This is a genomic window from Polynucleobacter sp. Fuers-14 (assembly GCF_018882045.1).
Taxonomy (GTDB): Bacteria; Pseudomonadota; Gammaproteobacteria; order Burkholderiales; family Burkholderiaceae; genus Polynucleobacter.
Genome location: NZ_JACVPG010000009.1, coordinates 26,517 through 46,097, shown reverse-complemented (window position 1 = coordinate 46,097; position 19,581 = coordinate 26,517). Strand labels below are relative to the sequence as shown.

At 45.4% G+C, this 19,581-nt stretch carries 24 protein-coding genes; 11 read left to right on the top strand and 13 right to left on the bottom strand.

Features of this window, described 5'->3' with window-relative positions; all coding sequences use genetic code 11:
• The first annotated feature begins 1 nt into the window (after position 1).
• The 3 genes from ICN40_RS06625 to ICN40_RS06615 are packed head-to-tail and all read left to right on the top strand — an operon-like array spanning position 2 to position 3,587.
• Positions 2–1,438, top strand: coding sequence for a GspE/PulE family protein (locus ICN40_RS06625; RefSeq protein ID WP_216122035.1), 1,437 nt, complete (start codon positions 2–4; stop codon positions 1,436–1,438).
• A 20-nt stretch (positions 1,439–1,458) separates the two neighbouring features.
• Positions 1,459–2,679 (top strand): type II secretion system inner membrane protein GspF, encoded by a 1,221-nt coding sequence (gene gspF, locus ICN40_RS06620; RefSeq protein ID WP_216122037.1) that lies wholly within the window; start codon positions 1,459–1,461, stop codon positions 2,677–2,679.
• Positions 2,680–2,699: 20 nt separating this feature from the next.
• Complete coding sequence (locus ICN40_RS06615; protein ID WP_216242988.1) at positions 2,700–3,587, top strand: M23 family metallopeptidase; 888 nt, start codon at positions 2,700–2,702, stop codon at positions 3,585–3,587.
• 27 nt (positions 3,588–3,614) lie between these two features.
• Here ICN40_RS06615 and ICN40_RS06610 read toward each other — a convergent pair whose 3' ends face one another.
• A complete protein-coding gene (locus tag ICN40_RS06610) occupies positions 3,615–4,634 on the bottom strand; it encodes a calcium:proton antiporter (protein ID WP_216242986.1) in 1,020 nt (339 codons plus the stop codon).
• 75 nt (positions 4,635–4,709) lie between these two features.
• On the opposite strand from ICN40_RS06610, the gene ICN40_RS06605 reads away from it, so the two are divergent.
• Both ICN40_RS06605 and ICN40_RS06600 read left to right on the top strand, forming a co-directional pair.
• Positions 4,710–5,072, top strand: a complete 363-nt coding sequence (locus ICN40_RS06605; protein ID WP_216242984.1) for a sirohydrochlorin chelatase — start codon at positions 4,710–4,712, stop codon at positions 5,070–5,072.
• Positions 5,073–5,081: 9 nt separating this feature from the next.
• Positions 5,082–5,276 carry a hypothetical protein gene (locus tag ICN40_RS06600; protein ID WP_216242983.1) on the top strand — a complete coding sequence of 65 codons (195 nt, stop codon included), beginning with the start codon at positions 5,082–5,084 and terminating at the stop codon, positions 5,274–5,276.
• Between the two features lie 21 nt (positions 5,277–5,297).
• On the opposite strand, the gene cobA is transcribed toward ICN40_RS06600, so the two are convergent.
• The 6 genes from cobA to ICN40_RS06570 all read right to left on the bottom strand — a co-directional run bounded on the left by cobA (position 5,298) and on the right by ICN40_RS06570 (position 10,402).
• Positions 5,298–6,116: a uroporphyrinogen-III C-methyltransferase gene (gene cobA / locus ICN40_RS06595; RefSeq protein WP_216242981.1), complete on the bottom strand. Its 819-nt coding sequence runs from the start codon at positions 6,114–6,116 to the stop codon at positions 5,298–5,300.
• A gap of 12 nt (positions 6,117–6,128) precedes the next feature.
• Positions 6,129–6,695, bottom strand: coding sequence for a DUF934 domain-containing protein (locus tag ICN40_RS06590; RefSeq protein WP_216242979.1), 567 nt, complete (start codon positions 6,693–6,695; stop codon positions 6,129–6,131).
• Positions 6,692–8,395, bottom strand: a complete 1,704-nt coding sequence (locus ICN40_RS06585) for a nitrite/sulfite reductase (protein ID WP_216242977.1) — start codon at positions 8,393–8,395, stop codon at positions 6,692–6,694. The genes ICN40_RS06590 and ICN40_RS06585 overlap by 4 nt, the downstream gene beginning before the upstream one ends.
• Before the next feature lie 190 nt (positions 8,396–8,585).
• Positions 8,586–9,248, bottom strand: coding sequence for a DUF2971 domain-containing protein (locus tag ICN40_RS06580; RefSeq protein WP_216242975.1), 663 nt, complete (start codon positions 9,246–9,248; stop codon positions 8,586–8,588).
• A gap of 48 nt (positions 9,249–9,296) precedes the next feature.
• Entirely contained in the window at positions 9,297–10,013 is a 717-nt protein-coding gene (locus ICN40_RS06575; RefSeq protein WP_216242973.1) for an RES family NAD+ phosphorylase, read from the bottom strand.
• Positions 10,013–10,402, bottom strand: coding sequence for an MbcA/ParS/Xre antitoxin family protein (locus ICN40_RS06570; RefSeq protein WP_216242971.1), 390 nt, complete (start codon positions 10,400–10,402; stop codon positions 10,013–10,015). Before ICN40_RS06570 ends, ICN40_RS06575 begins: the two co-directional genes overlap by 1 nt.
• Positions 10,403–10,578: 176 nt before the next feature.
• Here ICN40_RS06570 and ICN40_RS06565 point away from each other — a divergent pair, with 176 nt between their 5' ends.
• Positions 10,579–11,856 (top strand): serine hydrolase, encoded by a 1,278-nt coding sequence (locus tag ICN40_RS06565; RefSeq protein ID WP_216242968.1) that lies wholly within the window; start codon positions 10,579–10,581, stop codon positions 11,854–11,856.
• A gap of 148 nt (positions 11,857–12,004) precedes the next feature.
• Positions 12,005–12,319: a hypothetical protein gene (locus ICN40_RS06560; protein WP_216242966.1), complete on the top strand. Its 315-nt coding sequence runs from the start codon at positions 12,005–12,007 to the stop codon at positions 12,317–12,319.
• Between the two features lie 28 nt (positions 12,320–12,347).
• Here ICN40_RS06560 and ICN40_RS06555 read toward each other — a convergent pair whose 3' ends face one another.
• The 6 genes from ICN40_RS06555 to ICN40_RS06530 form a co-directional block, all read right to left on the bottom strand.
• On the bottom strand, positions 12,348–12,719 hold the full coding sequence (locus ICN40_RS06555; protein ID WP_308281772.1) for a type II toxin-antitoxin system death-on-curing family toxin: 372 nt from the start codon (positions 12,717–12,719) through the stop codon (positions 12,348–12,350).
• Complete coding sequence (locus ICN40_RS06550) at positions 12,719–12,949, bottom strand: hypothetical protein (RefSeq protein ID WP_215321531.1); 231 nt, start codon at positions 12,947–12,949, stop codon at positions 12,719–12,721. Before ICN40_RS06550 ends, ICN40_RS06555 begins: the two co-directional genes overlap by 1 nt.
• Positions 12,950–13,030: 81 nt before the next feature.
• Positions 13,031–13,390, bottom strand: coding sequence for a hypothetical protein (locus tag ICN40_RS06545; RefSeq protein ID WP_255561274.1), 360 nt, complete (start codon positions 13,388–13,390; stop codon positions 13,031–13,033).
• Positions 13,391–13,404: 14 nt separating this feature from the next.
• Positions 13,405–13,629 carry a hypothetical protein gene (locus tag ICN40_RS06540; protein ID WP_216242960.1) on the bottom strand — a complete coding sequence of 75 codons (225 nt, stop codon included), beginning with the start codon at positions 13,627–13,629 and terminating at the stop codon, positions 13,405–13,407.
• A 49-nt stretch (positions 13,630–13,678) separates the two neighbouring features.
• A complete protein-coding gene (locus ICN40_RS06535; RefSeq protein WP_216242958.1) occupies positions 13,679–14,608 on the bottom strand; it encodes an amidohydrolase in 930 nt (309 codons plus the stop codon).
• Positions 14,595–15,590 carry a tripartite tricarboxylate transporter substrate binding protein gene (locus ICN40_RS06530; protein ID WP_216242957.1) on the bottom strand — a complete coding sequence of 332 codons (996 nt, stop codon included), beginning with the start codon at positions 15,588–15,590 and terminating at the stop codon, positions 14,595–14,597. The genes ICN40_RS06535 and ICN40_RS06530 overlap by 14 nt, the downstream gene beginning before the upstream one ends.
• Before the next feature lie 90 nt (positions 15,591–15,680).
• Between ICN40_RS06530 and pcaD the strand changes: the two genes are divergently transcribed.
• Genes pcaD through ICN40_RS06510 form a run of 4 tightly spaced genes read left to right on the top strand, consistent with a single transcriptional unit; the run spans position 15,681 to position 19,534 of the window.
• Positions 15,681–16,496, top strand: coding sequence for a 3-oxoadipate enol-lactonase (gene pcaD / locus ICN40_RS06525; RefSeq protein WP_216242955.1), 816 nt, complete (start codon positions 15,681–15,683; stop codon positions 16,494–16,496).
• 57 nt (positions 16,497–16,553) lie between these two features.
• Positions 16,554–17,132, top strand: a complete 579-nt coding sequence (locus tag ICN40_RS06520; protein WP_216242953.1) for an HdeD family acid-resistance protein — start codon at positions 16,554–16,556, stop codon at positions 17,130–17,132.
• Between the two features lie 34 nt (positions 17,133–17,166).
• A complete protein-coding gene (locus ICN40_RS06515) occupies positions 17,167–17,343 on the top strand; it encodes a hypothetical protein (RefSeq protein WP_215321537.1) in 177 nt (58 codons plus the stop codon).
• 31 nt (positions 17,344–17,374) lie between these two features.
• Complete coding sequence (locus tag ICN40_RS06510; protein ID WP_216242951.1) at positions 17,375–19,534, top strand: TonB-dependent receptor; 2,160 nt, start codon at positions 17,375–17,377, stop codon at positions 19,532–19,534.
• Positions 19,535–19,581: the final 47 nt, after the last annotated feature.

The following is a 19,581-nucleotide window of genomic DNA, read 5'->3' as shown; positions in this document are numbered from 1 at the left end:
TATGTTGCGCATCCCTTTTGCTTACGCTCGCACGAACCAAGTTCTCTTGCGTAAGAGTGAGGTAGCGGCAAGTGCTGATGGGGAATTTACTGAGCAATCGGAGTTGCCAGTACTCATTCATAGTCCTTTAACTGGCCTAGATGTCTTGCAAGAAATCTGTCGCTTAACCGGGCCCGTCATTCGTATGGAGCAATCCTCCGAAGCAGTGCTTGAAGAGCTCAATAAGGCTTATTCACAAGGCGATCTAGATGCGGCACAAGTTGTTGATGAAGTAGAAGAGGCGGTAGATCTTTCACGCCTCCTTCAAGAGATGCCAGTATCAGAAGATTTGCTGGAAATGAATGATGATGCACCAGTGATTCGGATGATTAATAGTTTGCTTAAGCAAGCCAGTCGGGACGGAGCATCCGATATTCACTTAGAAGCATTTGAACGTAAGTCAGTAGTGCGCTTTCGGGTAGATGGTAATTTGCGTGACGTGGTGGATATGCGTCGTGACTTGCATGCAGCATTGGTTTCCCGCATCAAAATTATGGCTTCATTGGACATTGCTGAAAAGCGGATGCCTCAAGATGGTCGAATCTCATTACGAGTAGGCGGACGCGCGATTGATGTACGCGTATCAACCTTACCCACTTCACATGGTGAGCGCGTTGTTCTGCGTCTATTGGAGAAGAACTACGATCGCTTAGATCTGCGTGCTTTAGGGATGGCCGAAGACACCTTTAATCAGTTTGACCAACTCATTCATCGTCCGCATGGCATTGTATTAGTGACTGGCCCAACTGGTAGTGGCAAGACGACGACTTTGTATGGTGCGTTATTACGACTGCGTAATAAGATCAACAACATTATGACTGTGGAAGATCCGATTGAGTACAACCTCGATGGTATCGGTCAAACTCAAGTGAACTCCCGAATTGATATGAACTTTGCCAGGGCTTTGCGCGCCATCTTGCGTCAAGATCCGGACATCGTCATGATTGGCGAGATCCGCGACCTAGAGACTGCTCAAATTGCAGTGCAAGCCTCTTTGACAGGCCACTTAGTATTGGCTACCTTGCATACCAATGACGCTCCGTCAGCCGTGACCCGCTTAATTGATATGGGTATTGAACCTTTCCTACTTTCGTCTACCTTATTAGGAGTGTTGGGTCAGCGTCTCATTCGCATGTCTTGCTCAGCTTGTGGAGGTAAAGGCTGCCCATCTTGCGGTGAATCGGGTTACAGCGGTCGCGCAGGTATCTATGAGTTAATGACTACCAATGAAAAGATTCGTGAATTGATTCACCAGCATGCAGCAGAGAGTGATATTCGCAAGCAGGCCTTAATTGGTGGCATGCGTACCTTAGCGGATGATGGCAAACGCTGGGTGGCTGAAGGTAAAACCACTCCAGAAGAAATTCTGCGGGTTACCGGTTCTGTAGAAATCGATTAACGCTATGATTAACGAGCGCCATGCCCCGCTATCGATTTGAGGCCCTAACTTACGCAGGTAAGAGTGAGCGCGGTACCATCGAGGGTGATAGCGTACGTGCTGTTCGTCAAGTATTAATGGCTAAGCAACTGGTACCAGTCACTATCGACTTAGAAGCAGAGTGGGGCAAGCAACCCTTTTGGAATAAATGGCTATCAAACAATAAACCCCTCAGCCGTGCCGATCTCGCAATCATTACAAAGCAAGTAGCTATTCTGGTTCGTTCGGGCGTACAAATTGATGAGGCTCTCTCGATACTCGCAGATGAAACTAGTCAGGTACATGTAAAAACAGTGCTGCAGTCAGTGGTTTCTGAATTGCGAGCAGGCTTGCCTTTATCAAGAGCCATTGCAGGACAACCCCTTTCATTTGATCCGCTATACCAAGGGGTTGTTGGCGCCGCAGAGCAGTCTGGGAAGATGGGGCAAGTATTGACGCAATTAGCCGAGTTTTTGGAAAAGCGTCAGGCACTCAAACAAAAAGCAATGGGCGCATTAGCCTATCCTGCTATGTTGACGGGCGTTGCTTTCATGATTGTGTTGTTTTTGATGACTTATGTCGTGCCGCAAATTGCTCGAGTCTTTCAGAGTTCCAAGCAAGCTCTGCCGTTTTCTACTCGCTTTATTTTGGGACTCTCCGATTTCTTGGTGAATTGGGGTTGGCTGTTGCTGGTGATGATCGTCGCAGCTATTTTTTATAGTCGTCGCGCCTTAGCAAAAGAAGAGATTCGACTCAAGGTCGATCGCGCCTTACTCAATTTACCTTTGCTTGGACCTTTATTGCTCGGTTTTGAGACAGCGCGCTTTGCAAACACAATGGCAATGTTGGTTTCTGCCAATGTACCCATTTTGACGGCATTGCATAGCGCACGAAACACGCTCAGCAACTCAGTCTTAAAAGCGGCGATTGACTCAACGGAGGGTCGTTTGCGTGAAGGTACCAGCCTATCTAGGGCCTTAGGTAGTCAAGGGGTCTTTTCACCAATCTTGATTCACTTGATTCGCTCTGGTGAGGCATCGGGTAAGTTAGCTGAGATGCTGAAGTACGGGGCAGAGAACGCAGAGCTCGAATCTGAGCAAAAAACCAAAATATTTACCAGCTTGCTCGAACCTTTATTAATATTGGTTATGGGCTTGATGGTTTTAGGAATCGTAATGGCAGTGATGCAACCAATCTTGGAAATGAATTCAGGGGTAAGGTAATACAAATGCAAATATTAATCATGACTGGACCACATAGCAAAGTGAGAGAAATTGCTCTGACAGCACGCCATTTAGTATTCGGTGGAGCGCTCAGCTTGGCATTGCTTGTAGGCGCAAACGTTGCTATTAACGACGTTACCAATGAGACCAAAGATATCTTGCATGCGATGGAGAAAAAAGATCTTTTAGAGAAGCGCTTCATTGCAAACTCAGAAGATGATTACGAGACCAAACTCATGGAGCTCCAAGCTAGACTAGATGAAGCACAACGTAACTTAGCGCAACTAGATGATTTACGGATTCAGTTGGCAAAGACTAATGGTCAAATGAATCTAGCCAGTAATGTAGTGGATCTTGGTAATGCCCAAGGCGGCCCTCTAAGTCCAGCGAATGCCGTGATTAATCTAGGTAATCAAGGTGAGCAATATGGTGCTCGTTTAGATCGTACTGTGCAAGATTCTATTGCGCTGAGCAATCGAGTGCAGGAAGTGCAAAAATCCCTCACGCAAAGTTGGGATGCGTCTAACTCCATTCCAACAGCTTCACCACTCGCATTGATGCCGCAAGCTTCCAGCGGTCTGGGCTATCGCATCGATCCTATTACCCAACAAACGGCTTGGCATGAGGGTACGGACTTTCCTGCGGCCTATGGCACACCCATTTTGGCCACTGCCGAAGGCGTAGTTATTCGTGCGGCGTGGGACCAAGAGTATGGCTATGTGGTCGATATTCAGCACAAGAATTCAGTGGTTACCAGATATGCGCACGCTCAAGAAATCCTAGTAAAGCAGGGTGATTTTGTAAAACAGTCCCAAGCGATTGCCAAAGTAGGCTCAACCGGAAGATCGACCGGCCCCCACTTGCACTATGAGGTCTTAAGGGACGGTGTTACCTTAGGCAAGAACTAATTAGTAGTACTTCGCTTGAATTCCCGGTTAAGGAACCAGGCTTAAGAAGAGATACTCTAAGAAGATGATGATATGAACTACCCCTTGCAATAGGGTGGTTCTACCAATCGCTAGAGTAAGTGCACCAATAAAGAATGACAAATACATCAATGTCATATTGAGATCGCTTATTCCCAGGCTTAGCGGGAGATTAAAGAAGATCGCAATTGCTGCTACCGTCGGAATGGTCAAGCCAATACTGGCTAAAGCCGAACCCAAAGCTAAGTTCAAACTGCTTTGTAAGCGATTAGCCTTAGCCGCTCTAACAGCCGCAAAGCCCTCTGGCATTAGTACCAGCAGCGCAATGGCAATGCCCACGATAGTTTTAGGCGCACCAGCTGCGGCAACACCTTTCTCGATGGCTGGACTAAGAAGCTCTGCAAGACCTACTACAGTTATTAAAGAGAGTATGAGTAGCGCTCCACTGACGGCTGTCTTTGTGTTGCTGGGTTTGAGTGCATGAAAATTAATGTCCGTCTTTTTATCTTCTGTCTTTGGTAGGTAGTAGTCGCGATGACTAACTGTTTGGAAGAATAAAAATGCAATGTAGAGCGCAAATGAAGCGATTCCTGCAAAGGCCAATTGGCTCTTCGTGAAGTCTGGCCCAGGTGTGCTGATAGTCACAATTGGCATGACCAAAATAAAAGTAGCCAATGCAGTTAATACCGCCAATGCTGAATTGGTACCCTCATTGCGAAAGGTCATTTCATGATGAGTGAGGCCACCCATAAAAATGCAGAGACCAATCACGCCATTAATCACAATCATGACGGTTGCAAATACCGCATCTCTGGCAATGAACTCAGATCCTTCATGACCAGTGAGCATCATGGAGATGATGAGCGATACCTCAATAATGGTGACGCTAATAGACAGTATCAATGTGCCAAATGGCTCACCCGTTTTATGGGCAATCACTTCGGCGTGATGAACGGCAGATAGGACTGCCCCAATCAGCGTTACGCTCATGAGCGCGATGAACCAAGTTTGGCTGAGTAAATTAGTCATAGGCTGTCTGATCTGATCTTCAAAATAAGGTTAAGCTATCGGTTAAAGCATATTAATGAGAGTGTATAGCCATCCATGAAAGCCATTATCTTATTTGGGCACGGTGCCCGCGATAGCCGCTGGCGTGAGCCTTTTGACCGCCTGGCTACCCTATGGCAAGAGCAGCATCCCAGCACGCCTGTAGAGTTGGCTTTCTTGGAAATGATGCAGCCTTCATTGGAAGAGGCAGTTGCCAGTCTGAGCGCTAAAGGCGCTACTCAATTGACTATCGTGCCAGTTTTCTTTGGGCAGGGCGGCCACTTACGAAATGACTTCCCGGCTTTACTAGAAGAGTGCCGGGGTAAATTCCCCAGCGTGACATTAAGCGCTACGCCGGCCGTTGGTGAGGATTTGGCTGTCTTGCAAGCCATTGTCGATTTTGCAGCGAGGGCTCACTGAGTATTAAAAATGAATTCGAAGATAGCAAAAATAATCATCCATACGGATACGGTAAGTAGTTTCTTTGATCGCGCTAAAAGAGCTGCTCAAAAAAGTGATCTAGGACAGTCATTTGAGGGATTGGATACCATTTCATTTGAGGATTCACGGGAGATGTTCAACACTCTCTCTGAATTAGATAAGCCTATTAAGCAAGTGGAATAATGAATCTAAGATAATAAATAGCTAGGCTAAATTACGCAGGGGCTTCCCTATTTGCCCTTGAAAAATATCTACCGTTGTTGCTCTGCCAGAATTTCTTAAGGCCTCACCAATCATAATAAGTGCAGGTGAGGCGCTATCAAACCATTGATCTGCTTTGCCAGCAGCTAACTCTTCCAGAGTGCTTGTCCATAAGCGCTCGCGTGCCGTGCTCACTGCTTCCAAGATTTGTACCGGCGTGTTGGTATGTTGATTGGGACTTTGTTCAATCAGTTGTTGTGCAATACGCGCCGCATCTTTGCGACCCATGTAATACACCAGGGTGTCAGCGGAAGGATTTGAAATGGGCTGCCCTGGAGCGACATTCTCAGCGCCTTGAGCTAAGGTGACAAACGCCACACTGCGGGATACTCCGCGCAATGTCAGTGACTGCTGAATACTTGCTGCACCAGCCAGGGCGGCAGTAATGCCAGGCACAACCTGAACTTCAATCCCAGCGGCTTTGAGAGTCTGGATTTCTTCATCGGCACGCCCAAACAACATGGGGTCGCCACCCTTAAGACGCACAATCACTTGATGTTTCTGTGCAGCATCCACTAAGCGCTTATTAATAAACTGCTGCGCTGAAGACAGCTTGCCACAACGCTTACCGACTTCGATCTTCTCGGCTTGTGGACAAAGCGCCAGCATCTCAGGATCAACCAAGGCGTCATAGAAAACAATATCTGCTTGCTCCAAAAGTTTGGCGCCACGGACTGTAATTAGATCCACGGCACCAGGACCTGCGCCCACTAAATACACTTTTCCAAGTGTATTGTTGTTATTGGTAAAAGCTTTAGTCATGTTTTCTGTTGCTTACGCGCTTAAGGTGGCGCGTTTATCCCGCCAGCTATTTTGGGTAGTGACTGTATACAAAGCAAATTGCTTTAAGGCAATATCTAGGTTTTGATCAGGGCGCAAAGCAAAGCTATCAAAGCCAACACGTGCGCCTTGCAAGAGTTGATCAATCAATACATCACCAATAGCACGGATCTCACCTTGCCAAGCAAAACGGTTGCGCAATAAGGCGGCAGTACTAAAGCTACGACCATCTCTAAAGATAGGGAAGTGTGCTGCCACTAAAGGCCAGACTTTTTTACCTGCTTCAATCACATCAGCATGTTTCAGAATGTCATCATCAGTGGCAAACCACACGCCAATCTGACCATTCTGGGTTTTACTAATGACATCTGCTTCATGATGATGTTCAAGCCACCATGTAAACGGCACCAATACTTTGTGGGCACCATGCTCCAAGTCAGGCAAACCACCTTCATCTTGGCTGCCGCTCCATACTTGCCATTCATTTGGAGCTAGGGTGGGTTTGCCACCTTTGGGGAAATGCAAAATTTCTTGATGGGAAGTGATATTCAGTTGGCTCATGCTGTACCCCCTTCAACCGCCTTCTCTTTTTTCTTAGCGTTTTTGTAGGCCGCCTCTTTAAAGGGTGTTACTCCAATGCGACGATAAGTCTCAATGAATGGCTCATCGCCACTCCGCTCGCCTACATAAGTGTTGATTACATTGGTAATGACGTCTGGGATTTCATCGGCGTAGAAAGAAGGGCCAATCACTTTGCCAATTGAAGCGTTATTGCCTTGCTCGCCACCTAAAGTGATCTGATACCACTCTTCTCCGTCTTTATCGACACCGAGCACGCCAATATTGCCAACGTGGTGATGACCGCAGGAGTTAATGCAGCCAGAGATATTGAGGCTAATGTCGCCCAAATCAAATAAATAATCTAAATCATCAAAGCGCTCTTGAATCGCCTTAGCAATTGGCAAAGACTTGGCATTTGCTAATGAGCAGAAGTCCCCGCCAGGACAGGCAATGATGTCAGTCAATAAGCCAATGTTTGGCAAGGCGACTTTTTGCTTCTTTGCCTCTTGCCAGAGCTCAAATAACTTGGTTTGCTCCACATCAGCCAATACTAAGTTTTGCTCATGGGTAGCACGCAGTTCACCAAAACTGTATTGATCTGAAAGGTCGGCAATAGCAAGCATCTGTGCAGTAGTAGCATCACCAGGCGCTACTGTGCCATGCGGTTTGAGTGACAGAATGACGCTGGTATAACCTGGGATCTGATGTGGCTTGACGTTACGTTCAATCCAACGAGCAAATGCAGCACGCTCTACTTCTGGGGTACTAGCTAAAACTTGTTCAGCGCTCAGTGCAGGCAAACTCTTGTATGCCGGCTTTGTGAAATGCTGCGCAACACGATCCCACTCGGCTTGAGTGAAGTTGTCATCACCATTTTTGATGTGAGCCCATTCACCCTCGACTTGACGTGCGAATTCTTCTGGGCCCAAAGCCTTCACCAAAATCTTGATGCGGGCCTTGTAGAGGTTGTCTCTTCTGCCGAAACGGTTATAAACACGTAGCAGGGCGGTGAGATAGCTTGGCAGCACATTCCAAGGGAGCCCTTGTTTAATCAGGGATCCAAGGATCGGAGTGCGACCCATGCCGCCGCCAGCGTAGATGTCAGTCGTTAATTGGCCAGCAGCATTTTTCTTGAGCTCAATACCAACATCATGGCAAAGCAACACGGTGCGATCTTCTTTTGCACCATTGACTGCAAACTTAAATTTACGAGGTAAGTGGGCAAACTCAGGGTGCAATGTTGACCATTGGCGTAAGAGTTCACAAATAGGACGAGTGTCTACATATTCATCAGCAGCAACTCCAGCAAAAGCATCGCTTGTAATATTGCGAATACAGTTTCCAGAAGTTTGGATTGCATGCATTTCCACTTTAGCAAGCTCAGCCAAAATATCAGGAGTGTCTTCTAGTGTTACCCAGTTGTATTGAATATTCTGACGCGTAGTGAAGTGACCATAACCACGGTCATATTTTTCAGAGATGAGCGCCAGCGTGCGTAATTGCTTTGCACTAAATAAACCGTAAGGAATGGCAACGCGCAGCATGTAAGCATGGCGTTGGTGATATAAACCATTTTGTAAGCGTAGTGGGCGGAACTCTTCTTCGGCAAGAGTGCCATCTAAGCGCCTCGCAACTTGGTCGCGGAATTGGGCAACCCGTTGATCTACAAGGGTTTGGTCAATGGAGTCATATTTATACATAGCCTTGAATTGTGATGGATTTTCAATATTCCTTCAAATACTCAAAAATCAATCCTATATATCTAAATTCATATAAAGAGACTCAATCAGATCGTTTTCCGAAAAGTCTGCTTCAATAGCTTTTGTGTGGGGACCCATAACCTGCAAGTTGAGAATTTGCGATGACATAACAACTTTGCTTTGGGTTCGCTTATACAGTGGTTTTGACTCTGAATTGCCTATCTTCGACCATTTTAAATGTCCTAAGAGCCATCCCAGCCTTGAAAACTTTTGCCGGTATCGCATTGACTTCTAAAAGTTGCCTGATGCGATCAATTGGTAAAGGGCAGTTTAAGCCCAAGATTACCTCTCGCAACATCAAGTTGGTTGAAAAATCTACAAAGATCATTCCGCCTTCTTCGGTTGTTGAATCTAGATTGATAAACATCCTGTATTCATTTTCATATTTCCAATCAACAAACTTCGTTCTGATTAGCTCATCCACAACCTTTGGACCATCGGTAATCTGACCATTTTTAGGGTTAAATTCAATTTTTGTTCTTAGTGATGTGTATTTGACGGGGGTTAAATAGTTCTCTGGAACATCAAAACCAAGCACGACCCCGCTATGTTTATTAGCATAATGCCCCCAAAGCAATGGATTGCTCCAGGAGCTGCTAAAGCAAATCATTCCTTTTGATTCATTAAGCTGTTTTTTGAAAGCATTAAAGGCTGCCCTATGCTTTGTGTCAAGGAGATCGGCGCCCAATAATTCAAAGGGGTCATTTAGTTGCGCGAACCTTGATACCTTTAACCGCCTAAAGAAAAGATTTCCTATGGCATGATTTTCATTGAGAAAGTGATATACCCGCATAGAGACCTCTTTCAAGACTGATTAAACTTAATTTTTGCTCATGGTTTTTCAGTTTTTCGTATCCAGATTAATTTTTAAGGACATCGTTCGGCCATCAAGCAGAACCGTGATACCGTCTTTGGTTACCTCGTAGGAATAGTAGGCAGCATGGCGAGGCGCAGAGAGTACCTGGGCTTTTAAAATTGCAAAAGTTTCACCACTTAGATTTCTAGTGGATCTTGTCAAAAGTCCTGGATGCCCCTCATGATGCAATCTAGCTCCAACAGTTTGGGTATAGCTATAGTCATTGGGATCCATTAGTTGAGGGTGGGACAAAACTTTTTCTTTAAGATTGATTAATGCGGCATCACACCTAACCCAATAGGCCTTGCGCTCAACATATGCGCCTGGTCGATTAAATCCGGCATCACTTAGGAGCCCTGCATACCAATGATGCGCTGATTCATAAATACTTGTTTCAAGTGAATCTGCACCGTACCAAACCCCAAAAGAGCTATCTGAAAAACGGCTACGCATCCAATGCTTAAATGGATACGTAATAGCGTTATCCCATACAGCATCCTCGAATGGGCGATGTATTGCGGGTACAGGGGATTCAAATGGAGATGGCTTGTGGTCAAGCTCAACCATTTGAGCTGTTTCCCAGTCTTTTGGGGAATCACTCAAATCATCGAAAAGATTTTCACTCTCAATAAGGGAGATGATGTTTCGAGCTAAGTCTTGATGGGTGTCAACCAGTGTTAGGCCATCAAACAGGCTATCCATTAGATGCCTCTTGCTCTATCTAGGTAAGACCGCACCATCAGTAGACCCATAAACCCAAGTTCCTTAACCACTTCTACAGGAGTTCTATTTTCAAAGGCCTTATTCCTAGTTTTCATCCAGCTATATAGATACTCTTTATTGCGAGGAAATAGAAGACGAAGGTTTTTATGGATTCCCAACAGGTGACCAACACGCGCATATTGATCAACGTTTTGGCTGATAGGTTCGCCTTGACGATAGCGTCCAAGGGCGGAACGGTTGCTAGAGGCTAAGCCAAGCAATGCAAGTTGATCTTCGGTAGGAAGATCCCAGTGATCCATTAGTTGCATGACCATTTTGGCCAATGCTCCACGATCGATGGTTTGGGGTGTTTCAGCGCGTACGTGCATATGTAGTGATGTTTGTTTTAAATATAACCAAGTTTGTTTTAATTATAACGAAATTTGTTTATAAAACTATCCTTCAGGCTGTAAATGTGGAGAAATCTAGAATTTGAAACCACACTCCCAATAAAATCAGATAGTTACAGATTTATATAACCCAATAACCATGGTGGAGACAAAAGATGAAGAAATTAAGGGCGATCAGCCTGATTGCTGGTTTATTGACTAGCGCAACGCTGTTTGCAGCGGATACCTCAAAAGCACCATTGCCCTTGAGCGCCACCCCAGGGCAAGGATTTAGCCAAGAAGGCCTCAAGAGAATCGATGCGTTCTTTGCCGATCAAATTGCCGCCAATAATATGGCCGGTGCGGTTCTAGCGGTTTCTAAAAATGGCAAGCTCACCATCTTTAAGCCTTATGGATATTTAGATAAGGTAAATAACAAACCGATGACTACAGATGCTATTTTCAATTTGGCATCGATGACTAAAGTCATGTCCTCAGTCAGCGCCTTAACTTTTTATGAGGAAGGCAAGCTTCCTTTAAATGCGCCGATATCAAACTGGCTGCCGCAATTTAAAGAGATGAAAGTGGGTCAAGTCGACACTGATGGAAAGCTCAATTTAATTCCAGCTAAAAATCCGATTACCGTCCAAGATCTCATGCGCCATACCAATGGCTTAACGTATGGCGGTCGCGGTGCCACGCCAATACATAAGATGTATCCTGCCGGCTCTGCACCAGCAGCAGCTCAATACACTGCTCAAGAATTTATTGATAAATTGGCTAGCGCACCATTGTTGTATGAGCCTGGTACTGCTTGGGATTATGGTTTTGGTTTAGATGTGCTTGGCATTATTGAAGAAAAAATTGCTAGCAAATCCTTGGGCGCGATCATGCAAGAGCGTATTTGGAATAAGGTGGGCATGCCCAACACCACTTTTGATCTTGCCGAAAAAGATCGTCCTCGTTTAGCGCAGCCACTCCCACTGGATCCATTGACTGGCAAGCCACAGAAGGTGGATATTCATACGCAGAAAGTGAAGTTTGATTGTGGTGGCTCCTGCGCCTATTCCACTGCGGGTGATTACATTCGTTTTGGACAAATGTTGCTGAATGGCGGCAGTCTTGAAGGCAAGCGTGTGCTTGGTCCCCAGACGGTTGCTTTCATGACATCAAACCATCTCAATAAAGATATTAAGAATAATGTGAGTGGTATTGAGCCAGGACGTATGGGTTATGGATTTGGTCTGGGCGTAGCGGTTCGTACTGATAGAGGTCTATCAGCCATTAACGGTAACGTTGGAGATTTCACTTGGAACGGCGCTTACGGAACCATCTTCTGGGTTGACCCCAAAGAGCAGATGGTTGTTGTGATGATGGGTGTTGCACCAGGAGAAATTCGTAAGGTGCATCGTGAGCAACTTAACGCAGTCATTTATGGGGCGCTAGAGAAGTGATTCATCTTGGTAGCATTATTTGAGTATGGTTTTTCCGCTCTTTAAAATAAATGCAGTCACTAAATATGACTGCGTTTTTTATTGTTTAAATTTTTTCGAAGGAGATCGACATGATGTAACTAGTAAATAAAAGTAAGAGGAGTTTGTTATGTCGAGAACATTTAGACGTAAAAATCAAAAGCATGAATATATTTGGGCGTTAAAAGATTGGGATACCTTTTTTAAGGGGGTGCGTACCGTTCACCATAGCCCGAAATCACCTGCTGGACGTAAAGCAATCGCAGTTTTTCATTCAGATGCACAGGTTACTATGGCAAGTTCTGCGCCCCGTTGGTATCGGAGGGCATTTGAGCATCGGCGCCGCACAAGGAACAACAGGGTAATGAGGCTATGGCTTAAGGGTTTGGCAGATCCGATTTTTGAGGTTCGCCATAGACATGATGCTAATTGGTCATGGTGGTAATACTGGCAGTCAGGTAATTTTTGCGGAATTAAATCGGCTGACATATTGTGCGCAACCACGCATCAATAAAGTCGAATTTTAATTCCCCCTTTTCAAACATTGAGATAATTTTGTTATGCAATGTCTTGGATGTAGCATGGATACGAAAGCCATTTAATCGTAAAAAAGTATCCATGACAGCAAACGCAATTCTTTTGTTGCCATCAACAAAAGGGTGGTTAATGGCAAGACTTTCGAACAGCGCGGCTGCTTGACTGATCACATCCTTGTAATACCCAGATTGTGGGCGATTTAGGGCGGATTCAAGTGCGGCGATATCTCTTATGCCTGGTGAGCCGCCGAATTGATGTATCAAGATGCCATGCATCAACATGACCTCTTTGGTAGAAAGATAAAGCACTACTTAGCAAGCTCTTTGTAGAGATCTTCGAATTCCTGAAGGCTTTGAGCAAAGTGCGACATCGCTATGCGGCTATTGATTGAAAAACCTTTTTTATTGAGGTAATCGCGGAAGGCCTCATCTAAGACAGCATGAAACTTACGGCCCTCAGCATCAGCTATCTGGTGCAGGCCATTCAATACATCAGGGCTAGCCTGAGATGAGAATTTGCTTAAATTTAGATTTCCCATGGGATTTTCCTTGCTTTTCAAGATTATTCTTGAAATTTCATGAAAAATCAAGAAAAGCCACTCACCCTTTAAATGAGAGGTTTAAAGCCCATATTCCCGATAGTGTCTGTACAGATTAGCGATAGATGCAAAACCAAGAACCACAATCAGTACGGCAAATAAGTATTCAGTTGTGAGGTAAGTGAAGATTCCCAGGTGAATCAAGATGGCTGCGCCTATAAAGGCGGCGATTGATCCAAAAGCCACAAGTCTGAAATTGGGAATAAAGGCGCCCAAGGTAATGGCAACAAACACTAGATAGAGTTCGGATACCAACTGATCAGCAGTTACAAAAATACTATTGGTAAGTTCTGGGTTGGTGAATTTACCTAAAACGGCAATGATTAAGATAGAAGCCAAGATAGCAAAATTCAATTGCGCTTTAACTAAGACTTCTTTCAATGGGGCGCCCATTTTTATGAAGCACTGCCGTTAAATACCAGACTCATCCCAATCCAAAGGATGACAAAGGCAACTAAGACGGTGGAGCCGATTTTCTTTAGGAAGTACTCTAGGGTATCCATATAAGCCTCATCGTTGCGGCCGAAGTAATGGTCAAAGCGTTTCCAGAAAAGACGCCCTACAACCAAAGGTAGAAGTATGGCAACGATGCCTAAGATAACGGTGAGTGTGTTGTCCATATTGGTTTGTAATCTCTCTGACTAATTTCAAAAGTGGCGACCTATATTTCTAAGGATTGAGGCCATTTGGCTTATTGAAAGCCGGGAAGTCATATAGGATACAGGGGTTATTGACCAGGATCGAATTTATGAGGTTTTCATCATGCACCCACTCCCCAAGGAGGTCGCATAAGTCAGCGTCGTGCGGCATTTGCTTTTTCACCATGACGTGGGGCCAGTCACTTCCCCATATGAGTCGACCGGGATTTGCATTAATTACGGCATCGGAGAACGGGCGCATATCAACATAAGGAAGATTGCCATCGCAGATGCGATATGGCCCAGTCATCTTGACCCATGCGTGTTGGTTTTTCATTAAATCGAGAAGTCCCTGAAACCCCTTATCGTTAACGCCATGTTTTGCATGGGTATAACCAAAGTGACCAAAAACTAAATCCACTGGAAAATCTTCGAAAGTTTTAGCAAGATTGGGATACTCATTAACATGCATCAACAACTCTAAGTGCCATCCAAACGGTTGAATGCGTTTTGCTAGGTTTCGTAATTGCTCAATGGGTAGGCCAGCAGATTTATCGGCGATATCGACAATATTGCAACGTAGTCCTCTTACTCCGGCTGCATGCAAGTCAGCAAGTTCTTGATCACCTACTTCATTGGGATCGCTAGAGAGAACCGCAACACCTCTAAATTGTTGAGGGTTGGATTTCAGTACTGCAAGCATTGCTCTATTGTCTGTGCCGTAAACGCTAGGCTGCACTAAAACCGCACGATCCACCCCAAGCATCTTTAATAGCGTTTGATATTTTTCTAGCGTTGCATCCGGTGGCGTATAGATACGTTCTTGTGCATAGGGAAATTGTGTGGCCGGACCGCATACATGGGCATGACAATCCACGGCCCCCGCTGGAAATTTAGTCAGGGGTGAGCGGACGTCAATGCATGGAGCCTGGCAAAGAGGCGCTGAATTATTGGGGCTCAATTGCTGCTTCTTTGGCGATCTTCTGGTACTTGCCCATTTCTTCGCGGACAAACTTGGTAAATTCTGCAGGACTCATCGGAGTCGCCTTAATGCCTTTGGTCTCATAAGCAGTTTTGACTTCTGGATCTTGCATTGCTTGATTAATATCTTGGTTGATCTTTTTCACAATCGCTGGCGGGGTGGCTGCAGGCGCCCAAACTCCAAACCACAAGCCAATTTCAAAGTTGGTATAGCCTTGTTCAGCAACACTTGGGATGTCTGGGACGGCAGGATTGCGGGTTTTACTTGTAACTCCCAGGGCGCGCAATTTTCCGCCTTTGAGTTGGCCAATAGCAGTATCTAAAGGGGCCATATAAAAAGCGGTGCGTCCGGACATGGTGTCCTGAATCGCTTCGGGCGATCCTTTGTAGGGAACGTGAATGAGTTTGATGCCCATCATTTGATTGAAATATTCGGCTGCCAGATGTGTTGAGCTACCAACACCGGCAGAGGCAAAAGTAATTTCATCTGGTTTGGATTTAGCGGCAAGCACTAGATCACGAATGGATTGATAGGGGCCATCTGCCGCAGTAATCATGACATAGGGCGTTTGTCCCAAAATGGCTACTTCAACTAAGCTCTTAAGGGGGTCGTAAGGCAGCTTCTTGTATATCGCAGGATTGGCAGCGTATGAGGCAGATTGCACTAATAAGGTATAGCCATCAGGATCTGAGTTCACAACTACTCCGGTACCAATCAGGCCACCGGCACCGGGCCGATTTTCAACAATGACTGGTTGTTTCCATGTTTCAGTAAGGCTTTTTGCAACAACGCGACCCGCAATGTCTGCCCCAGAGCCTGTAGTGAGCGGAACAATCATTTTCACGTTGCGATTAGGGTAGCTTTGTGCGTAAGTAAGGTTCACCCCGAAAGTAAGGCAAAACGCAAGAATAAGACTATTGACCTTATGAGCGCCGCGCAACCCCTTGAATGTTGTAAACATCTTGTCTCCTTAGTATTTTTGTAGTTTCGTAAGATAATCTAACATGCTCTGAGAAATAGATAAATAGAACTTAAGATGGGGTAGAGATAAATGACTCAAATGCAGGATCAGAAAATTGTTAAGGTAAACGGCGTCGATATTGCCTATCGTTTTGATGGCCCAAAAGATGGTGCCGTTTTATTGGTGGCAAATAGTTTGATGGCCAGTGGCAGCATGTGGGATGGTAATGTCCCTGCGTTAGCAGATCGCTATCGAGTATTGCGTTATGACAAGAGAGGGCATGGTGGCTCCGACATTAGTGCTGGTTCTTGCACCATTGCTGACCTAGCAGATGATGCAATTGGGTTATTGGATGCTCTTGGTATTCAGAAGGCTCACTTTATGGGCTTATCTATTGGCGGCATGATTGGTCAGCAATTAGGGGCCCGCTTCCCTGATCGAATCCTTTCATTGTCACTTTGTAATACCGCTTCAGAAATGCCGCCACGTAGTTTGTGGGAAGAGCGTTTTGAAATTGCCCGCTCACAAGGTATCGCTGGATTAGTTGAGGGTACGATTAAGCGCTGGTTTACTGCGCCATTTATTGAACGCGCTCCTCAAGAAATCGAAAAGGTACGCCAAATGATTTTGGGTACCAGCGTTGACGGCTATATGGCTTGCGGGGGTGCGGTACGCGACATGGCGCAAAGTACAATGTTGCTAAAAATTAAGATCCCCACCCTAGTGCTATCAGGGCGCAATGATCCAGCTTGCACTGTTGATCAAGGTATTGTTTTGCATCGTTTGATAGAGCGCTCTAAGATGGTGATACTTGAAGAGGCAGCCCATTTATCCAATATTGAGCAGCCAGAGGCTTTTAACCATACGGTGCGACAATTCATCGATTCCGTTGCTGACGCTTTGTAATTCGTTTGCATTATTTGGATGTACCAAAAGCATAGATTAAGAAAAGAAAGAACCTTTATGACCGAATTATCTAACGCTCAGATTCAAGAGCTCCGCGCAAAAGTATTTGGTGCAGCGGCCAAGATTCCTGGAGCTTTAATTGGCCTTGGAATTTTATTTATCGTGCTTGGCATGATTGGTATCGCAGGCCAAACATTGTTTTCTTTTATCTCAGTAAATATTTTAGGAATCTTCTTATTTGCTGGCGGCATCTTGCAAGGCGCTCATGCTTTGAAATCACAAGGCTGGAAGAGTGTTGGAGTGCAACTCGTTTTAGCGGCCCTTTATATTGCAGCCGCAATCTTTACTTGGGCCTTTCCAATTCCAGCGCTTGAGGCAATTACCTTGTGGCTAGCTGCCATCTTTTTTGTGACTGGCGCATTGCGTTTGATCTCGGCATTTCAGCATCGTCACTTCCGTGAATGGTTCTGGTTGGTGCTATCTTCAGCAATCTCTATCTTGATGGGCGTACTGATCATGAATGGTTATCCAGAGTCTAGCCTTTGGCTACCTGGAATGTTGATCGCTATTGAGCTTTTGTTGCAAGGTTGGTCATTGCTATTCATGGGCTTGGCAGCTCGTTCATTGATTAAGTAATTGACATTCGTTCGCTAGAGTAGAGAGCTTCATCATGACCATGAAAAAAACGGATCTCTATAAGAATCTCGCTTTGAAAACTGCGCAGGGAATGAAAAACGCTGCCAAGTCTCCTAAGCTCGGCGTGGCTGAGAAGGCTAAATCCAAAAAAGAACTAGCAAGCGCTAATCCCTTGCTAGCTTCTTTGATGGGTAAGACTAAATCTAAGTAGTTGCTTACTTAGGTGTAGAGAGATATTGGATATGCATCAGAGGGCACTCTTCAAATCTTGCGTATCGACGCAGATTTTGTTGGTTGCATCCGGCGCAGTGTATGCGCAAATTGCACCCCTGCCAGATTACGATCAAAAACTCAGTGATGTTGTAGTAAGCGCAACTCGCTCTGGAACGCCGCTTGATCAGATGTCCTTAAATACAACGATTCTGACAAAAGAAGTTTTAGAGTCCTCGCCCGATCAAACCATTGATCAAGTTCTCAAGAATGTGCCTGGAGTTTTCTTAAACGACGTCCCTTATTACCAAAAAGATCCAACAGGTCAAAGTATTAACGTCCGTGGCTTAGGCTATGGACGCACCCTTGTTTTAATTGATGGCCTGCCAGCGAATGATGCCTTCTACGGAACGGTGCAATGGAATTTAGTTCCCATGTCATCGATTGAGTCGGTTGAGTTTGTGCGCGGGGGAGTCTCTAGCTTGTGGGGAAACTATGGCATGGGCGGCGTGATTAACATCAACACAAAGACGCCTAAAAATAGCGGACAAGACGTCTCTGCTAGTTATGGATCATTTGCTGCGGGCAATGTAGCGGCCTCAAAAGATTTAATTGTTTCAGATGCGATGCAGATGCGTTTCTCAGCCGACTACTTCTCTAGTGAAGGCTTTCAGAACTACGCGACGATATCCCCAGGCTCTACCAGCAATATTAAAAATGGCATGGGCACCGATGCCGTTAAGAATTCTAATGTCCGGCTCCAAAATTACTTTAAGCCAACGCAAGATACCAATGGGTTTTTGAGGTTGGGTTACAGCACGATGGCGGATCTCAGCAATAACTATGCCATCGCCCCCAACTTAATACAGACGGCCGATGTGGCTGCTGGATCAACTACTAATTTGGATGTTGATAAAAAAGTCCAAGTTAATGTGTACTATCAGGCTACTAATTTCTATAAGCAGACGGCAAACAATTTGAGTGCAGCGCCTTATAAGCCTTATGTCAATGCAAACTACACTGATCCTTATTCGACTGTAGGCGCGTCAGCGCAATACACCCATGACCTAAAGGCAGCAGGAATTGATCAATACATTCTTGGGGTTGATGCTAGAAATATCTCTGCATCGAATCAAACTAATAATTTGGCGACCACAGGCGCAGTGAGTTCGGTGAACTACGCGCAGGGTCAGCAAAATTTTTATGGTTTATTGGGACAATTAAAGTCAAATGCGACCGCTATTCCGCTGGAGACTACTTTGGGTGCGCGAATCGATTCATGGAATAGCCAAACTCCAACATCCTATAATGCGGGCGCGAATGGTGTAAGTCCTTTGTATCAAGCCATCCCTAATCAAAGTAAGACGCAGCTGAGTCCATCTTTGGGATTACTTTATAAGGCAACCCAAAACTGGGACTTACGAAGCGCAGCTTACCAAGCCTTTCATGCGCCAAGCATGAATAACACTCTACGTAGTTATGGAAATTCAGTGAGTGGCTATTCTTTAGCAAATCCTAATTTAACGCCTGAGACGATGACGGGGTATGAAGTTGGAACAGACTATCGATGGAAGAGTGGTTTTGCGCAACTAACGGCTTTCAATAATTACATTCAGAACGCCATTGCGAGCTACAGAATTACCAATGCGAATGCGGCTTCCGCTACTAGCCTTTGTGCCGCTGCGGGTATTTCGGGTTGCAGTGCAAGCACGGGTGGCTACACAAATGTTAGCTACTACACTAACCAGCAAAATCTTTTAAGTAGGGGTATTGAACTGCAGTATCACCAAGATGTAAATGCGCAATGGGCTCTTGATGGGGGTTATAGCTATACGAATACCATCCTGACTTGGACTGCAACAACCGATCCAATTAATGCGCAGGTGGGTGGTGTGCCGAGAAATATGGCCAATGCTGGCCTAACGTATTACCCGGTTCCACGAGCAAGTTTGACTACAACAGTTCGGTATGTCGGCAATTCATGGATGTCTACGGGATCCTTGCCGGTGCCGGCATATGCACTCGTTGGTTTCAAGGCGAACTATGAACTGACGCCGCAGGCTTCAGTCTTTGCTTCGGTGGTGAACTTATTGAATCGCCAATACGTTACCTTCAACATTGCCTCTCAAGCCTCGGCTTATCAGGCTGGTATGCCTCAAGCAATCACCGTGGGTGCGCGTCTTCAGTTTTAAGTAATCGATTTGTTGCGCTGCAGTAGATTGAATGGGTTAAATTAGAT